The 16,249-nt window shown below is 41.1% G+C and carries 15 protein-coding genes; 7 read left to right on the forward strand and 8 right to left on the reverse strand.

Features of this window, described 5'->3' with window-relative positions:
• The first annotated feature begins 4 nt into the window (after positions 1 to 4).
• On the forward strand, positions 5 to 1,450 hold the full coding sequence (locus C8322_RS05940) for an aldehyde dehydrogenase family protein (RefSeq protein WP_004815625.1): 1,446 nt from the start codon (positions 5 to 7) through the stop codon (positions 1,448 to 1,450).
• Between the two features lie 79 nt (positions 1,451 to 1,529).
• On the forward strand, positions 1,530 to 2,189 hold the full coding sequence (locus C8322_RS05945; RefSeq protein WP_004815626.1) for an SOS response-associated peptidase: 660 nt from the start codon (positions 1,530 to 1,532) through the stop codon (positions 2,187 to 2,189).
• Positions 2,190 to 2,282: 93 nt separating this feature from the next.
• Here the strand turns inward: C8322_RS05945 and C8322_RS05950 are convergent, their stop codons facing one another.
• A complete protein-coding gene (locus C8322_RS05950; protein ID WP_004815629.1) occupies positions 2,283 to 2,747 on the reverse strand; it encodes a MarR family winged helix-turn-helix transcriptional regulator in 465 nt (154 codons plus the stop codon).
• A gap of 828 nt (positions 2,748 to 3,575) precedes the next feature.
• Between C8322_RS05950 and C8322_RS05960 the strand changes: the two genes are divergently transcribed.
• Entirely contained in the window at positions 3,576 to 5,102 is a 1,527-nt protein-coding gene (locus C8322_RS05960; protein ID WP_004815632.1) for a TerC family protein, read from the forward strand.
• A gap of 498 nt (positions 5,103 to 5,600) precedes the next feature.
• Positions 5,601 to 6,260, forward strand: a complete 660-nt coding sequence (locus C8322_RS05965) for a hypothetical protein (protein WP_228156494.1) — start codon at positions 5,601 to 5,603, stop codon at positions 6,258 to 6,260.
• A 26-nt stretch (positions 6,261 to 6,286) separates the two neighbouring features.
• Here C8322_RS05965 and thiM read toward each other — a convergent pair whose 3' ends face one another.
• The 4 genes from thiM to C8322_RS05985 form a co-directional block, all read right to left on the reverse strand.
• Complete coding sequence (gene thiM, locus C8322_RS05970; RefSeq protein WP_034425043.1) at positions 6,287 to 7,114, reverse strand: hydroxyethylthiazole kinase; 828 nt, start codon at positions 7,112 to 7,114, stop codon at positions 6,287 to 6,289.
• Between the two features lie 32 nt (positions 7,115 to 7,146).
• Positions 7,147 to 8,307, reverse strand: coding sequence for a hypothetical protein (locus C8322_RS05975; protein WP_004815639.1), 1,161 nt, complete (start codon positions 8,305 to 8,307; stop codon positions 7,147 to 7,149).
• Between the two features lie 155 nt (positions 8,308 to 8,462).
• Complete coding sequence (locus tag C8322_RS05980; RefSeq protein WP_111810450.1) at positions 8,463 to 8,720, reverse strand: hypothetical protein; 258 nt, start codon at positions 8,718 to 8,720, stop codon at positions 8,463 to 8,465.
• Between the two features lie 256 nt (positions 8,721 to 8,976).
• Positions 8,977 to 9,423, reverse strand: coding sequence for a hypothetical protein (locus C8322_RS05985; RefSeq protein WP_004815643.1), 447 nt, complete (start codon positions 9,421 to 9,423; stop codon positions 8,977 to 8,979).
• Positions 9,424 to 9,646: 223 nt separating this feature from the next.
• Here C8322_RS05985 and pepN point away from each other — a divergent pair, with 223 nt between their 5' ends.
• Positions 9,647 to 12,253 (forward strand): aminopeptidase N, encoded by a 2,607-nt coding sequence (gene pepN / locus C8322_RS05990; protein WP_004815645.1) that lies wholly within the window; start codon positions 9,647 to 9,649, stop codon positions 12,251 to 12,253.
• A gap of 200 nt (positions 12,254 to 12,453) precedes the next feature.
• Entirely contained in the window at positions 12,454 to 12,663 is a 210-nt protein-coding gene (locus C8322_RS05995; protein WP_026056698.1) for a hypothetical protein, read from the forward strand.
• A gap of 61 nt (positions 12,664 to 12,724) precedes the next feature.
• Here the strand turns inward: C8322_RS05995 and C8322_RS06000 are convergent, their stop codons facing one another.
• Together C8322_RS06000 and C8322_RS06005 are read right to left on the reverse strand one after the other, a co-directional pair.
• Positions 12,725 to 13,171 (reverse strand): universal stress protein, encoded by a 447-nt coding sequence (locus C8322_RS06000; RefSeq protein ID WP_004815649.1) that lies wholly within the window; start codon positions 13,169 to 13,171, stop codon positions 12,725 to 12,727.
• A gap of 123 nt (positions 13,172 to 13,294) precedes the next feature.
• A complete protein-coding gene (locus C8322_RS06005) occupies positions 13,295 to 13,738 on the reverse strand; it encodes a universal stress protein (RefSeq protein WP_004815651.1) in 444 nt (147 codons plus the stop codon).
• Between the two features lie 267 nt (positions 13,739 to 14,005).
• On the opposite strand from C8322_RS06005, the gene C8322_RS06010 reads away from it, so the two are divergent.
• Positions 14,006 to 15,031 (forward strand): alpha/beta hydrolase, encoded by a 1,026-nt coding sequence (locus C8322_RS06010; RefSeq protein ID WP_004815652.1) that lies wholly within the window; start codon positions 14,006 to 14,008, stop codon positions 15,029 to 15,031.
• A 10-nt stretch (positions 15,032 to 15,041) separates the two neighbouring features.
• On the opposite strand, the gene C8322_RS06015 is transcribed toward C8322_RS06010, so the two are convergent.
• Positions 15,042 to 16,214, reverse strand: coding sequence for a benzoate/H(+) symporter BenE family transporter (locus C8322_RS06015; protein ID WP_004815653.1), 1,173 nt, complete (start codon positions 16,212 to 16,214; stop codon positions 15,042 to 15,044).
• Positions 16,215 to 16,249 lie beyond the last annotated feature (35 nt).

Here is a 16,249-nt window from a genome sequence, read left to right on the forward strand (position 1 = left end):
GGAAATGACAGCCTATCAAAATCTAGATCAACAATTTATTGGCGGGCAATGGCAGCAAGGCGGCTCGATCCACACGATTCAAAATTTTAATCCCTATACTCAACAGGAAATTTTTACCTTGCAGGCAGCAAGTACTGAAGATGTAGATAGTGCTTATCAGGCAGCGCTTGCAGCGTTTGAGCAAGGTGCCTTAACTTCGGTTCAGGTGCGTAAAGGGCTGATCCAAAACCTGGCCAATATCATTCAGCGACGCCGTGAAGAGATTGTAGACTGGTTGATCCAGGAATCTGGTAGTACGCGCTTTAAGGCAAATCTTGAAGTAGATGCATCGCTGGGAATCATTCAGGAAAGTGCTAAATTTCCGGATCTAATCCAGCCAGAAGAGCTGGAAAGTCGAGATCCTGCACGTAAAAGTATTGTGATACGTAAACCGCTTGGTGTGATTGCAGTAATTAGCCCTTGGAATTTCCCTTTTCATTTATCCATGCGTTCAGTCATTACCGCAATCGCTTGCGGAAATACGGTGGTACTCAAGCCGGCCAGCGATACGCCAGTCACGGGTGGAACACTGCTTGGAAAATTATTTGAAGAAGCGGGTACACCACATGGCGTCCTTAATGTGGTAGTCGGTGCTGGTAAAGAAATCGGTGATTATTTTGTCGAACATCCTATTCCAAAAATGATTTCATTTACCGGTTCAACTGAAGTTGGGCAGGGTGTGGGAAGTAAAGCACTGTCAAGTTCGCGTATGAAACGTCTTGCACTGGAATTGGGTGGTAATGCACCACTGGTAATTCTGGATGATGCGGATCTGGATCTGGCAGTAGAACTTACTGTTATGGGACGCTTTATGCATCAAGGACAGATCTGTATGAGCACCAATCGGGTCATTGTTGATCAGAGCCTGCATGATGCTTATGTAGATAAACTGATAGAGCGCGTGAAAACCATCCCTGTTGGTGATCCAAATTTGCCAGAAACCATCATTGGACCAATTATTAATCAGAGCCAAGTTGAAAAGCATTGTAAGATTATCGAACATGCTAAACAACTAGATGCACAGCTGGTCTATGAAGGCGGTATAGAAGGAAATGTAGTGGCACCGCATATCTTTACTCATGTCGATCCTTACTTTGAAATCGCTCAGGAAGAAAGTTTTGGTCCGATTCTACCGATCCTAAAAGCAGATGATGAAGAACATGCACTGAATTTGGCAAATAACTCTCGCTTTGGGCTTTCCAGCGCAATCTGTACCTCAAATATTGAACGTGGTGAACGTTTTGCTGCTCAAATAGATGCGGGTATGACGCACATTAATGGAATTACGGTTGCAGACCAACCGAATGCACCATTTGGTGGGGAGAAAAACTCAGGTCTGGGGCGTTTTAATGGACGTTGGATCTTTGAGGAATTTACCCGCACACATTGGATGACCTTGCCAAAACAATAGTCCTGTTAGCAAAAACACACAGGTCTGTGATCACCGAAGTATTATAATATTTCGGTGATTTTTTGTTTTTAAAGATTTTATGTGCGCTAACTTTAAACCGCTCACCTTACAGCAACTGCATGACCTTAATCTTCCTGAAATTCCGTTTGAATATCCGGAAGAAGTCTATCCCAATTATCAGCTGCCTTTGTTATTCAAGTCAGAATTTGGTTTGGAATGGCGCTCGGTGAATTTTGGTTTGATTCCAAAATGGGCTGAGGATAAAACCATCGGAACTCGCACCTATAATGCTCGTAACGAAACCTTGCTGCAGAAGCCTAGTTTTGCCGAGGCAACAGCGAAATGTAAATTTGGCGTAATCCCGGTAACAGAGTTTTATGAGTCTAAATATTTTGATAATAAGCCACAGCGCTGGGGTGTAAGACGTAAGGATGGGAAAGCATTTTATATTGCTGCCCTATATGAAATTGCACGTGTGCAGGATGAGATCGTACGTTCAAGCACTATGATTACCATGGACGCAATTGATCATCCTATGATGAAGGATTTCCATGAACCGGGAAATATCAAGCGTTCTGTTATTGTGATTCCACATCAGCGTATGGATGAATGGCTAAATCTGAAATCATCGAATATACAGTCTTTTGTTGAGGGATTTCCCGTAGAAGAGTTTGAGTGTTCACATGTACCCAAGGAGGTGATCAAAAAATTCAGTCCCCAAATGAATTTTTTTGAATGATTTCTGAAGAAGCAGAAAGATAAAGCTAGTCTATGAATTCATCTTTCTGCTTAAGTCACGCTAGTGCCTGATCAGTTTTTTATAGTTTTTAGATCAGCGCGCAAGGTTTTTGAAGATGTGACGTAAACTTTCCATGGTTTTTTCGATTTGAAGTGGTGTTAGGCCTTCAAATGACTGTTCCAGAACAATGTTAGTCAGGTCATTAATCTTATGGAACATCTCATGTCCTTTTTCTGTAAGAACCACACGCGTAATACGTGCATCGTCTTCACAAGAATAAGTATTAACCAGGCCTTCGTCTTTAAGACGATAGACGATTTTTGTGGTGGTCGACATTTTAGAAACCACCATCTCAGAAAGATCAGACACGCTCGCATGTGGTTTCGCTTTTAAGGCAAGCAGAATACGGCGACGTGAATTGTCAACGCCATATTTCTTGAGCGCGTGGTCAACATTTAAAACATATTGTGCGTGGACTTGAGTAACCCAATAGTAGGGAAAATTTTCTAAAGTAAATTCTTCTGTTGAAGGTAAAAACTTCGCATACTTTTTAGTCATGGTAGATTCCTTGTATTTATTTTTGTAAGGCAGTTACATTCTATGAAAATGTTTATATAAGTTTCAACCATTATTTTTAAAAAATGCGACAAAATGTGAATCAATGTTTTTAATAATGCTAATAATTGACACAAATTACCGGCTGGTCGAGAAAGACCTAAGTTTACCTATTTTTAACTCATCTGTTACCTATTCACTTCTGCCATACATCGGGAAATTTGTTATGAATTTTGATCCAATTATAAATAAAATTATAGGAAAGAAAGATTTAGTAGTAAGATTTAAACTTGAAGGTGTATTTAACCCGATGAATGTCACTTTAATTTTTAAAATAAAATAAGGAAAGCGTGGGAAAGATCAGTGATTGGAGGATAGTGGCGTCTTTATTAAGTCATTCTTCATTCCGATGATATGAAGAAATTCGTTACTAAAACTATTTATGAAAATATCTCTAAGCATTATCTCTATTTAGGGATATATCTGAGAAAAGCTGGTACTGATATTGATGATGATAGGGTGATTGTTTACGAAAACTGATGAGTGACTTGGAAAGCAACGCTTTTTTCGCATATCAGCTAAACTAATACGACGACAGGGGTTAAGTGAAGCACTGAAGAACAATCTTGGCTATTAATCATTAACCAGTTTGTATAGACTTCTATATAAACAAGTATTTACGGAATTAATATAAAAAGACCATTACAAATTAAAAGCTTTGTGCATAATAAGAGAGTCTTAAGTCAAAAAGGTTACTTTTATGGATCCGTCGCCGTGCGCAGGTCTACTTTATATTTCGATTTCAGCTAACTATCTCGGAGATATGAACTAATGGAGTTTTTATTAGATCCGGGGATATGGGTTGGTTTGATTACGCTTATTATTCTAGAAATCGTATTAGGTATTGATAACCTAGTCTTTATTGCAATTCTTGCAGAAAAATTACCCCCAGAACAGCGTGATAAAGCCCGTGTTATTGGTTTATCTTTAGCGTTACTTATGCGTTTAGGATTGTTATTTGCAATCTCTTGGTTGGTTACTTTAACCGAACCGTTAATTACCATATTTGAAAAAACCTTCTCAGGACGTGACCTCATCCTTTTGGGAGGCGGTTTATTCCTTGTCTATAAGGCAGTAGGAGAACTACATGAGAAGATGGAAGGTAAACCCGAAGTCAAAGTCACGACAAATGTAGTTTATGCAAGCTTTACCGCAGTTGTAGTGCAAATTATTATTTTAGATGCAGTTTTTTCTTTAGACTCAGTCATTACCGCAATTGGTATGGTCGACAACATCTATGTGATGATGGTGGCAATGGTTGTCGCAATGTTGGTGATGTTACTTGCATCTAAGCCATTGACTGCTTTCGTAAACCGTCATCCAACAGTGGTAATTTTATGTTTAAGCTTCTTACTGTTAATTGGTATCAGCTTGATTGCAGAAGGTTTTGGCTTCCATATTCCAAAAGGCTATATCTATTCAGGTATTGGTGTTGCTATTGCTATTGAGGCGTTTAACCAGTTTGGTCAGCGCAATGTTGCAAAACATGAAGCAAAAATTCCATTACGTCATCGTACTGCCGACTCGATTTTAAAATTGATGGGCGGCCGAGTAGAAACCAGCAGTCCAGATATGAATGCTGAAGCACAAGAAACCTTTGCAGATGAAGAGCGCTATATGATTGGTGGCGTGCTCACTTTAGCGGAACGCTCTGTAGCATCTATTATGACACCGCGGGGCCATATTTCTTGGGTAAATCTTGATGATAGCCCAGAACAGATTCGTGAAAAAATCTTGTCGGTACCGCATAGTCTGTTTCCAGTCTGTCGTGGCAGTCTGGATAAGGTGATCAGCGTTGTTCGTGCTAAAGAATTGCTGGATGTATTGGAAGAACCAGAAGCGTTAAAAGCACTGATTAAGCGTCATCGTCCTATCTTTATCTTTGAAAATATGAAGGTTATTGATGCAATTAATACCTTGCGGACTTCTAAAGGTTCTTTGGTTCTGGTGAGTGATGAGTTTGGTCATGTACAGGGTCTGATTTCACCACTAGATGTATTTGAAGCGATTGCAGGGGAATTCCCGGATGCAGACGAACAGCTGGATTTAGTTCGTGTGGATGATACGCATTGGATTGCTTCAGGCATGCTGGATCTGTATCAGCTGGAACTAGAGCTAGGTATGCTGGATCTGATTGAAGAAGATGCTGGTTATATCAGTGTTGCAGGTCTGATTCTGGATAAAACCAATGGTCATGTAGAAGTTGGTACAACACTGGAGCATCAACAGGTTACTTTCCAAGTGACTGAAATGGAAAACAATCGTATTAAGTCGGTGAATATCCATTACCAAGGTTAAGTTTGATGTTCTGACTTAAACTGGTTTATCTAGGAAAAGCCAGCAAGTAGTTACTTGCTGGCTTTTTTATGCCTAAATACTGTGATACAGACAGTAGAATAATTTTAAGCTTGGAAATTAGTCAGTCAGCTAAAAACTATAAAAATTGCTTATTTTCTTCAAAAAAATCGAGGTTAAAAATACATAATTAAATAAAAGCTTGATACAGGTCTCATAATTTATATATAATAACTATTAAATTCAATAACTTAAATTTATAGTGAACTATTTGGTAACGGATAAGTCTGATATTGTGTATAAGAACTTAAAAATCCTATGCTAATCTGCCAAATCAGAAGATTTACTAATCACACGCTTTTAGCTCGGAATCAGTAGAAAAGTATCATGAATTAACTGATCTGCCTGCCGCTTCAATGGATGACATACATGAAAATCAGAGAAACCATCATTGATTTTGCAACTTTGCCAGCCCAGTAGAAACATGATTTTTTTCAACAGATGCTGGAATTTGATCAACTCATTTTTCCCTTTGCGTCTGTTGAACAGCTATATCAATATGTACATGATCCAGAAGCAGTCTCTGTACCAGTCATACAGTATTTCGTCGGAGAGCAGCTGATTGGCCAGAATATTATGCCAATTCTCAAATTGCAGCTGCAGGACAAACCTGTTTTTGTGGTGACTTCACGTGCCGGAGTACTGGAACAGTATCGTCGTAGTAATCTAACTTTAAAGACTGCCATTCGTGTGGCTTTACGCTATCGTTTACGTTATCCGGCCATTCCACTTTGGTTTGTCACCACCTTGATGCAACCGAAGGTCTATACCTTGTTTGCCTCACGTAGTCGTTATTTCTATCCAAGAAAAGGTTACACCATGCCGACTGCTCATCAATCCGTACTTGAGCTGATGCACAGATACAAGTCTCAGGTAGATAAACGTGGACAGGGTATTTATGTTGCACCGGCACTGATGCCTAAAGTCACGCCAGATCAGTTGATTCGACTGCGCAAACGCAGTGATGTTCATTACCAGTTCTTTATGCAGCACGTGCCAGACTATTTTGATGGGAAAGGATTGATGTGTGTTTGCCGCTTAGATTTCAAAACAATTTCTGAAACAATTATGAATCTGGCTTTCGGGAAATCTGTGCACTAGACACAGCTTTCCTTAATGATAATAAATCAAAGCAGCTCAAAATCAGCATATTGTTGAATAATTTCAGGATTCAACAGATGAATCTGATCGATAAAGGCAACATTAAAGCTGCCCAGTGTAGAGGTAATTTCAGCAGCCCTTTTACCGGCAATCGCGAAATGCAGATGTGCAGCAGTTGCCGCAATTACTGGGTTAGCCACAGCACTATAAGCTGCAATCAATGCACCCAAGGCACAACCTGTTGCAGTCACACGTGGCTGTAATTCTGATCCGCCCATCACCTTAATCACAGGATAATCCTGGGAGATAATGTAATCTGATTCTCCGGAAATGGCGATGCACTGGCATTGTGCCAGCAATGATTTAGCTTGTTGATAGACTTCTGAGCTGTCTAATGTCGTACCTACACCTTTGCCTGTAACCTGTTTGCCTGCCAAAGTACCGATCTCGGAGGCATTGCCACGTACAATAGTTGGCTGAAATGCCATTAATTGGTCAGTCACTTCTGAGCGCCAGTGCAGAATTGAACCATAACCAACGGGATCCAGCACCCAGGGTTTTTTAATCGCATTCGCAGTCTGTGCAGCAATCAGCATGGCCTGAACTTGTTCAGATGTGGGTGTTCCCAGATTTAAACTGATGGCTGCTGCAATACGGGCAAAATTTTCAGCTTCAAAAGGATTGTCAATCATGGCAGGTGCAGCATTCGCAGCCAGTAGAACATTCGCTACATAATTACTGGCAACAGCATTGGTCATGATATGCACTAAGGGTTGCTGTTGTTGTAATGCTGTCCAGGCATCACAAACCCCTTCTAGAATGTCATGGTGCAGTTGAGAAAGATTGGTATTCATATTGATATTCACAGTGCGTCTGGCTGAATCCATCAGCGGGTAAAATAATGGTCTTGATGGTTGCAGTTGCGGCAGCAGAGAGTGACATAGTCCGTGGCATCATAATCCACGGTCAGTTCCTCGGAACCACAATGCATACAGCGTTTATTGGAATAGAATTTTAAACGAGGCTCAATCTGCTGCCATGAACGCCAGATTGGCTGGAAGAAAATATTTTCATCATAGCCAAGAAAATGAAAGAACAGAATTGCACTCATTTTGCTTAAAGACAATTGTGGTGGGCGCGGCAGGGTAGAGGTTTCCCATTTTTCGTTGATGGCACGTTCACGGTACTGCTGCAGGGTTTTTTTCAGTAAATTCGTATTGATGAAATTTTCATTGCGGGCTTGCAAGGCTTTCTGTTTGTATAAGTATTCCAGCGCCGTTTGTACCAGATAATAAATCTGGCCGACTGCCAATACATCCAGCATGCGGTAGCAGAAAGTCTGAAAACTTTTATTACCCGCAATCTGAATGCCCCAGCTACGACAATAAAACTGGGCAAATTGAATCACTTCCTGATACAGCAGAAAATATAGGGTTTCTTTAACTTCATCTGCACTTTTAAAAGGCACACCTTTGCTTAAGTTCTCAAAGAACCAATGGCGTAATTGCTGGGTAATGCTGAACAGGCTCGGCTCTGAATAACCATCCAGACGCACATTAATATAATAGTGCTGCTGATCGGCATTAAAGTCTTTCAGACTCAGAATATTTTCCTTGCTGAGGCGTTTAACCAAAGCATTTTGCATCAGATAATTTGGACTGATGTTGTGATATTTGATCTGATCCCAGTCTATATATTCAGCGTGCTGGCTGTGCTCATGTACATGATCATCCAGAATCGCCAGCAGAAATAATTTGTTTAAAAAGCTGAGCTGACCTAATTCATATTGATGTACATCTTTCTTACTTTGATGCTGGCGATTTTCCTGGAGACGTGTTTCCTTCATTTGACGTCTACGATTGGCCAGACATTTTTCACAGAAGCAATTATGTTTTTGGTCAGGATAAAGCTGATGATGACAGTGACTGCATTCGTGATAATTCAGTTCCTGATCAAATTGTTCTGCCTCGACCCAGTACATTGCTGCCTGACACAAGGGACATGCGGTACTTTCATCAAGCTGTTTTTGCAAAACATTAAGCGTCATATCAACTAGCAGTCATAAAATGAAGAAGGAAAATCATTATACACAGTGCAGCTTGGGGCAGGTGTGGTTCAGGCTAAAGTTTTCATCATGAGCTGATAATCAGACATGCAAGAAGACCACTTAAGTGGCCTTCTATGTATTGTTGAAAATGGCCTTTAGACTGGGCAAGGCAGGGTTTCGTCCTCTTCACCCAGATGTTTGGCATTAATTAAAGCCTGGACTTTTTTAGGCTGAACCTTTTTGGAACCAAGTGCAGTATGGCTGTTCAGAATAGCACCCACTTCATAGGCTTGCATCTTGATGCCTTCACAGCTCATAAACAGTGCAATTACTTTATGGTCAATATTGGCTTGATCGAGTGCTTGCAGGGTCTTGATGTTTTCAACACGTACGATATGTTCTTTAAGATACATAGTTTACCTCATTTTTTATTGTAGATATAGTTGTGTAATCTGCACTGTTAAATAAAAGCAAGAAGTATGCACAAAACAGTTTTTTTATGTGCTGAACTTTTGAAATACAGAATAAATTGAATGTAGGATATTGATTTATTTAATATTAAAAATATTTAAAATCATTATTGAAATGAATGGTTTCTGGCTTGAAGATACATAATTTCATATTAATGTGCTTTTCAATGCAGACTTGTGCATGAAAATGTACATAGGCTTAAATACATGCACGCAACCGATTGGCTAGCTTGCGATTCAATGCTTCCTTTCTTGCCAGATTTAGCTGTATTCCAAACGAGATTGGCATATTCAGTTGTGGGCTGGTATACACGGCAAAAAGAATTTTATTGTCTTTATTTACAGCAAACGTATATTCACCTGTTTGTTTTTCTCTGAGCATTTCAAAGTAATTATAATGTATGAGAGAGGGTGGGTTCCCCACACCCATAGCAGAATCGTACGATAAATCAATCTGCTTTAAATGTGGAAAATACATCACATCCTGAATCTGGTCAGGTTCAGAATTGGCGACACTGATCATTAGAATTGTATTGGTTTGTGTGGAAGCCAGACATTGATAGGGCATTTTCCCTGAATAGTTTGCAGCCTGAACAGAAGCGATATGGAAAACAGAAAAGCCGGCAAACATTAGAATTTTTTTCATATTTATTTTAGTAATATCTTAAGACGGCATATTTTTGTTTATTGTTTAAATATAAGTCAATTACTTTCAGTAATTTAAATGTCTGAATTGAAATAACTCCAGTTTAGTCCCATATATAAAAACACAATGAAATGCACAGACAGGCAGAATAAGTTGTCGTATGATCAATATGATTAACATTTTTTGCTTTACATAAGCGGTGTAAAAAGATCAGGACATTAATATGAATATTGCGGCTAATCCAGCGATTGAAGCAGATCAAACCATTTATTTAAAAGACTATCAAAAACCTTCTTATATCGTTGACTCGGTTGAGCTCAATATTCAGGTTTATGCAGATCATACGCTGGTCAGCGCTACACTGGTAATGCAGCGTCAGACTGAAGATGAGCTGGTTTTACTCGGTCGTGATCTGGAATTACAATCAATTCATGTTAATGGTAAGCCACTTTCTGAAAGTGAGTACAAGCTTGATACTGAACAGTTAGTGATTGGCAATGCACCGGATCAGGCTACGATTGAAACTGTTGTTCGTATTCATCCTGAATCCAATACCCAATTAGAAGGCCTGTATCAAGCCAGTTCGGATCTGTTTGTGACTCAGAATGAACCAGAAGGCTTCCGTAAAATTACCTTCTATCCGGACCGTCCGGATGTCCTGTCTGTTTTTACTACACGTGTTGAAGCAGACAAGAAATTCCCGGTACTTCTTGCCAATGGTAACCTGATTGAAACGGGTGAAGCGGGGGAAGGCCGTCACTATGCAATCTGGCAAGATCCAACCAAGAAACCAAGTTACCTGTTTGCTTGTGTGATCGGTGATCTGGCTGTGATGAAAGATCGCTATACCACTTCTGAAGGCCGTGATGTAGCACTTGAAATTTATGCTGAAGAGAAAGACATTCCAAAATGTAAAATTGCGATGGAAGCCTTAAAGCACTCTATGCGTTGGGATGAAGAACACTATGGCCGTCCTTATGATCTTGATAATTATATGATTGTTGCCACCAGCGCGTTTAATATGGGCGCAATGGAAAACAAAGGTCTGAATATCTTTAATACTTCATGTGTACTGGCAGATGAAGAATTTACCACTGATGCTGCAATCATGCGGGTACAGTCAGTAATTGCACATGAATATTTTCATAACTGGACCGGTAACCGTATTACCTGCCGTGACTGGTTCCAGTTATGTTTAAAAGAAGGTTTGACTGTCTTCCGTGACCAGTCTTTCTCTGAAAATCTGCAGTCTGCAGCAGTGCAGCGTATTGATGATGTTGCAGTGCTTAAGGCGCATCAGTTCCCTGAAGATTCAGGTCCATTGTCGCATCCACCGCGTCCAGACCATTTTGTAGAAATTAATAACTTCTATACTGCGACAGTGTATGAAAAAGGTGCGGAAATTAACCGTATGATGGCGACCTTGCTCGGCAAAGCCAAATTCCGTATGGGTACAGATGAATATTTCCGCCGTCATGATGGTGAAGCAGTCACTGTTGAAGACTGGGTTGCAGCATTAAGCGCAGGTTCTGGTGTTGATCTGTCCAGCTTCCTGATCTGGTATAACCAGCCAGGTACCCCAAAGCTGGAAGTGCATGGTGAATATGATGCAGAAGCACAAACCTATTGCCTGAACTTTAAACAAAGCCTGAAAGCACATCCGAAATATCCAAATCTGCAAGCTGTCCCGATTCCGGTGGCATTGGCCCTGTTTGATGCAGAGAGTGGTGAACAGCTGACTTTAAATTCAGCAGCGCTGTTTGAAAATGGTGTCAAAGATGGGGTGTACCTGTTTGATCAGGAGCAGGCACGTATCGAATTTACTGGGGTAAAAGCAAAACCAGTGGTGTCATTACTGCGTAACTTCTCGGCACCAGTCAATCTGGAATTTAACTATTCGGATAAAGAGCTGGCCTTCTTGCTACAGTATGAAACCAATGGTTTTAATCGCTGGCAGGCGACCCAGACTTTACTTGAGCGTATTCTCCTGAATGATCAGCCTGCGGACATTTATGTTCAGGCGATGTTGAATACCTTGCCGGGGGTGATTGAACAGGATCCGTTATTGGCATCTCGTCTGTTTGATGTGCCAACTGAGGGTTATCTTGGCAGCCGGATTGATGTGGACTATCGTCCAAGCAAGATTCAGGAAAAACGTAATGCCTTGCTGAATAAATTGGCACGTGCTTTTGCTGACACTGCCAAAGAAATTTACCTGTCACTTGATCCAGATCTGCAATCTGATTTCTCTCAGGCAATGGGTACCCGTGCATTAAGAAATATCATGCTTACCATGATCGCACGCCAAGGGGATGACTCTGCTTTTGATTTGGCTTATGAGCAGTATCATACCGGGAACATGTCTGAACGTCTGGGAGCGCTTAAAGTCCTGGTCTGGAATGATGCACCACAAGCCCAAGAAGTTCTAGCAGACTTCTATAGCCGTTTTGAAGATGAAGCTTTATCTTTAGATCAATGGTTTATGGTTCAGGCGGCGCATCCTCAAGCAACTGCTGAAACGATTGCTTATCTGACACAGCATCCTGATTATGATCTGGCTGTGCCGAACCGTATTCGTGCTGTAAGTGGGGGTTTGAATGCAAATCCGGTCAATACCTGGGGTTTTGGTGTACAGCACTATATTACTTTGGCGAAATATCTGGATGAGAAAAATCCGATTGTCGGTTCACGTCTGCTTCAAGTTCTCTCTCGTTGGTATACTCTGGCTGAACCGCAACGTAGTGAAGTGAAAGCTCAGCTTGAAGCTCTGAAACCCCTGGTAAAATCTAAAAATGTTTGTGAAACCTTGAACAGTATGCTCAGTGTTTAATTAACCCATGTTGAAAAAGCCGGGTTTAATATCCGGCTTTTTTATTTAGAACATCAGTAATATTTATTCAATATGTTATTAAAGAAAGTATGTATTAAATTTTGCTTTACTATAGCAACACATATCGAAGTATGTGTGACGCCAATTTCAGGCGCTCACAATGTAAAGATCAAGATGATCTGATAATTGGGCAAATTGAAATGTTATTTAAAATTGAAGATGGATTTTATTTAAATACTCAACACATTATTGCTGTGCGAGTCATCAAGGACAGTACGCGTGGAGTATTCGAACTTCATCTGGAATACACGCCAAATTCGGTACAGAAATCTGGTGAATATATCAAAGTGTTCAGCTCCCAGTTGGAAGCGGAAATGTTCCTCAACCAATTGAACCAGAAAATTCGCTAGTTTCTAGAAAATCAAAAAGCCTGTCATTAAGACAGGCTTTTTGATGAGCAAGGAAGGGTATTTATTCTTTGACAATTAGTATTGGAGTTTCAGCCAAGCCGAGTACATTTTGTGCCACGCTGCCTAAAATCAGTTTTTGTAATCCTTTACGCCCATGTGAACCCATCACAATCAAATCTACAGGTAATTCATGACTGGTTTGCAGAATGCCCTCCGAGGGTGACATGCCGTGTAGAATCCGAATATCCAGATCTATACCTTCACGTGTAAAGGTATGTTTTAGATCATTAAGCCTATCCAGTGCATTTTGCTCGGCCTGCATAAAATAATCGGTAACAGCTGGGGCAACCTTGTAAAAATCTACTCCAGAAAAAGGATCAACCGCAATGACGCTGATTAAGGTCACTTTGCTGCCAAAAACTTTTGCAATATCGAGCGCATGTTCTGCAGCCGCATAAGAGATAGGCGATTCATCAATTGCGACCAGGATATGTTGATAATGCTTCATAAAAATTCCTGATAATGATGCACGCTTGGAAACAGGCTACAGCTGTAGCTGGCGTGATGAATAATAGCAGTGCTTTAAAGCATGATTTATTGTCATGCGCATCAAGGGATGCGCAGAACCAGATTATTTTTTAATGATCAGCACTGGAGTTTGCGACACACCAAGAACATCTTGTGCAAAGCTGCCCAGAATGATCTTCTGGAAGCCTTTACGACCATGTGAACCCATCACAATCAAATCTGCACCAGTTTCTTCTGCAGTATTTGCGACATGCTCGGCATTGACCAAACCAGTCACAATATGTGTTTCGGCTTCCACACCTTCCTCTTGGGCAATGATGCTTGCTTGTTTCAATGCTTTTTTGGCATTGGCATGTGCTTCAACAAAATATTCTTTCATAATGGCAGAGCTATAGTAGAAATCTGCCTCAGTAAAAGGATTTTCTGCAATCAGACTGACGAGTGTCAGTCTGCTACCAAAAGCTTTCGCAATTTTTGCAGCATGACGTACTGCTGAAAAGGAAATTTCTGAACCGTCCACAGGGACTAAAATATGTTGATAGGCCATCTTATTTATACTCCGGTTTCGTTTTTGTCTTGCTTTAAACTATTGATAGCACAGTGATGGAGGGGGTTCAATTGCAAAATATAAAAAAATCTGAAAATTCATTAAATTACAGTGATATATTTACAAAAAACTGTAGACTGATTGGCAGATAAAACAGACTGGAATACCCGGATTTTAAGCAAGTTTGCTCAATCTCTATTAAGCTGGTTGGGTTAAAATATATAGAACGTTGAAACTTGGAAAATTATTAGTGGAAATATTCAAGATATGGTGAATACACATATAGTCAAAGCTGGAAAAGGGTTATTAGGCTTAATCTTTTTATGTGGGTTATATGGCTGTCAGAGTACGGCACAGAACAGTAAAATTATTGCCACTGCTTTTAATATGACGACAGCTGTACAGCAGAAAATCATGGATCGTTATGCACCGGATGATGTCATTGTGCAGCAAAATATTCTCTATGATTCTGATCGGCGGTTGGGTTTGGACTTATACCAGCCACAAAATATGACTCAACTGGAACAACGCCCAACAGTGATCTGGATTCATGGCGGTGGCTGGATTTCCGGATCTCGGGAACATGCACGGGGTTATTTTAAACTGCTGGCATCAAAAGGTTATAACGTGGTGTCTGTGCAATATCAGCTTGCTCCTCGGTCAACTTATCCAAGCCAGCTACAGCAAATTGATATGGCATTGGCTTATCTCCAGACGCATGCTTCCCAATACAAGATTGATCCAGATCAGCTTTATCTGGCTGGAGATTCTGCCGGTGCCAATCTCGCCAGTCATTATGCGGCCTTGTTAACCAATCCGGTTTTTGCCCGTAACTCTGACTTTGTGCCATCAATCCAGCCTGCACAGCTTAAAGGGCTGATTCTACACTGTGGCATTTATGACCTGAACGCGTTTGTGGATACGGCACCAGAAAAAATCAAACTGATTGAATGGGGAGTTCATAATATGGTGCAGGCCTATACAGGCGATCGCCGGCATGATGCGGAGTTCCTGAAAAAGATCTCACCTATTCAGCACATCACTCCAAATTATCCCCCTGTGCTGATCAGTGGCGGAAACAAGGATTTTCTCACAGAAACGCAGTCCTATCCATTTGTGCAGGTTTTGAAAGCGAATCAGGTGCCGGTAAAGGAAATCTTTTATTCAGATTCAAAAGCCTGGCTGATTCATGAATATCAGTTTTATATGGGTAAAAAAGAAAGCCAGCAGACCTTTGAACAGACACTTCAATTTCTGCAATCACCTACTGGTGTGTTATCCAACCTTAATTAAAATAAGACTCTTAATAAGTTTTACGCCATTTAAAGAACAGATGTACTATCAGGCCAAACAATAGTCCCCAGAATGCTGAACCGATGCCTAGGAATTGCACTCCTGAAGCACTAAACAGGAAGGTTAATAATGCCGCCTCGCGTTCATCCATGTGGCTGAAAGCAAGTGTAATGTTATGTCCAATGGTGCCCAACAGGGCAATACCTGCCAGTGCAGTAATAAACACGGCGGGGAAAGCTAAAAGAATACTGGTCAGTGTGGCTGCAAATAAGCCCATGAGGATATAGAAGAAACCACAGCTCATGCCAGCAATATAACGTTTCTTGCTATCTGGATGGGCCTGATCATCCAGGCTGATAGCGGCGCTAATCGCTGCAATATTGACGGCAAAACAGCCAAAAGGAGCCAGTAAGGTCTGAGCAGTGCCGGTCCAGCCAATCAGCTGATTAACATGTGGCGTATAACCATAACTTTTAATCATTGCCAAGCCTGGTAAATATTGCGATGCCATATTAATAACAAAGAGTGGCAAGGCCAGACCAAGAATCGCAGTCCAGGAAAATTCAGGGCTCACCCAGACTGGATGAGCCAGTGACCAATGCAGGCTCGGTGGATTAAAGTCCAGAAATATGGGACATAGGGCGACACCAGCAATCACGGTAACCACAATGCTATAACGGGGCGATAGCCGCTTGGCAATGATATAGGCAGCGAGTAGACACAGGATAAAGCCCAACTCATGTTGCAAGCTGGCAAACAGACCAATTCCGAATTTAAGTAAGACTCCTGCCAGCATTGCGCTGGTTAGACTTTGCGGAATCGCATGCAGAACTTTCTCAAAAATACCTAAAAACCCCAATACGGCAGTGACAAGGCCGCAGACCAGAAAAGCGCCCAAAGCTTCAGGCAGGCTATAGCCTGTGCCGGTTGCCAGGATTAAGGCCAGACCTGCGGTTGACCAAGAGGTTGCTACTGGATATTTAAACTTCCAGGAAAGAATAAGCCCGCAAAGACCAATCCCGATCCCTAGGGCCCAGAACCATGAAGTAATTTCAGCTGTGTTCGCGCCTAAGAGCTGTGCAGCCTGAATTACCAGCACAGAGGAAACACTGATCCCAACTAAAAAAGTAATAAAACCGGCAAATGCTGCGGGTAGGGAGACGTCTTGAAGGAATTTTTGCATATCCGTTGCAGAGATAATCGGTATGAGTGAAAAGT

Source organism: Acinetobacter sp. SM1B, from assembly GCF_003289665.1.
Lineage (GTDB): Bacteria > Pseudomonadota > Gammaproteobacteria > Pseudomonadales > Moraxellaceae > Acinetobacter > Acinetobacter schindleri.

Excerpts from the sequence above, each read along its gene's own strand:
- C8322_RS05965 (WP_228156494.1), top strand. The coding sequence starts at position 5,601 with ATGCTGGAATTTGATCAACTCATTTTTCCCTTTGCGTCTGTTGAACAG.
- C8322_RS06005 (WP_004815651.1), bottom strand. The coding sequence starts at position 13,738 with ATGGCCTATCAACATATTTTAGTCCCTGTGGACGGTTCAGAAATTTCC.
- C8322_RS05995 (WP_026056698.1), top strand. The coding sequence starts at position 12,454 with ATGTTATTTAAAATTGAAGATGGATTTTATTTAAATACTCAACACATT.
- thiM (WP_034425043.1), bottom strand. The coding sequence starts at position 7,114 with ATGAATACCAATCTTTCTCAACTGCACCATGACATTCTAGAAGGGGTT.
- C8322_RS05960 (WP_004815632.1), top strand. The coding sequence starts at position 3,576 with ATGGAGTTTTTATTAGATCCGGGGATATGGGTTGGTTTGATTACGCTT.
- C8322_RS05985 (WP_004815643.1), bottom strand. The coding sequence starts at position 9,423 with ATGAAAAAAATTCTAATGTTTGCCGGCTTTTCTGTTTTCCATATCGCT.
- C8322_RS05945 (WP_004815626.1), top strand. The coding sequence starts at position 1,530 with ATGTGCGCTAACTTTAAACCGCTCACCTTACAGCAACTGCATGACCTT.
- C8322_RS05950 (WP_004815629.1), bottom strand. The coding sequence starts at position 2,747 with ATGACTAAAAAGTATGCGAAGTTTTTACCTTCAACAGAAGAATTTACT.
- C8322_RS05940 (WP_004815625.1), top strand. The coding sequence starts at position 5 with ATGACAGCCTATCAAAATCTAGATCAACAATTTATTGGCGGGCAATGG.
- C8322_RS06015 (WP_004815653.1), bottom strand. The coding sequence starts at position 16,214 with ATGCAAAAATTCCTTCAAGACGTCTCCCTACCCGCAGCATTTGCCGGT.
- C8322_RS06000 (WP_004815649.1), bottom strand. The coding sequence starts at position 13,171 with ATGAAGCATTATCAACATATCCTGGTCGCAATTGATGAATCGCCTATC.
- C8322_RS05975 (WP_004815639.1), bottom strand. The coding sequence starts at position 8,307 with ATGACGCTTAATGTTTTGCAAAAACAGCTTGATGAAAGTACCGCATGT.
- C8322_RS06010 (WP_004815652.1), top strand. The coding sequence starts at position 14,006 with ATGGTGAATACACATATAGTCAAAGCTGGAAAAGGGTTATTAGGCTTA.
- C8322_RS05980 (WP_111810450.1), bottom strand. The coding sequence starts at position 8,720 with ATGTATCTTAAAGAACATATCGTACGTGTTGAAAACATCAAGACCCTG.
- pepN (WP_004815645.1), top strand. The coding sequence starts at position 9,647 with ATGAATATTGCGGCTAATCCAGCGATTGAAGCAGATCAAACCATTTAT.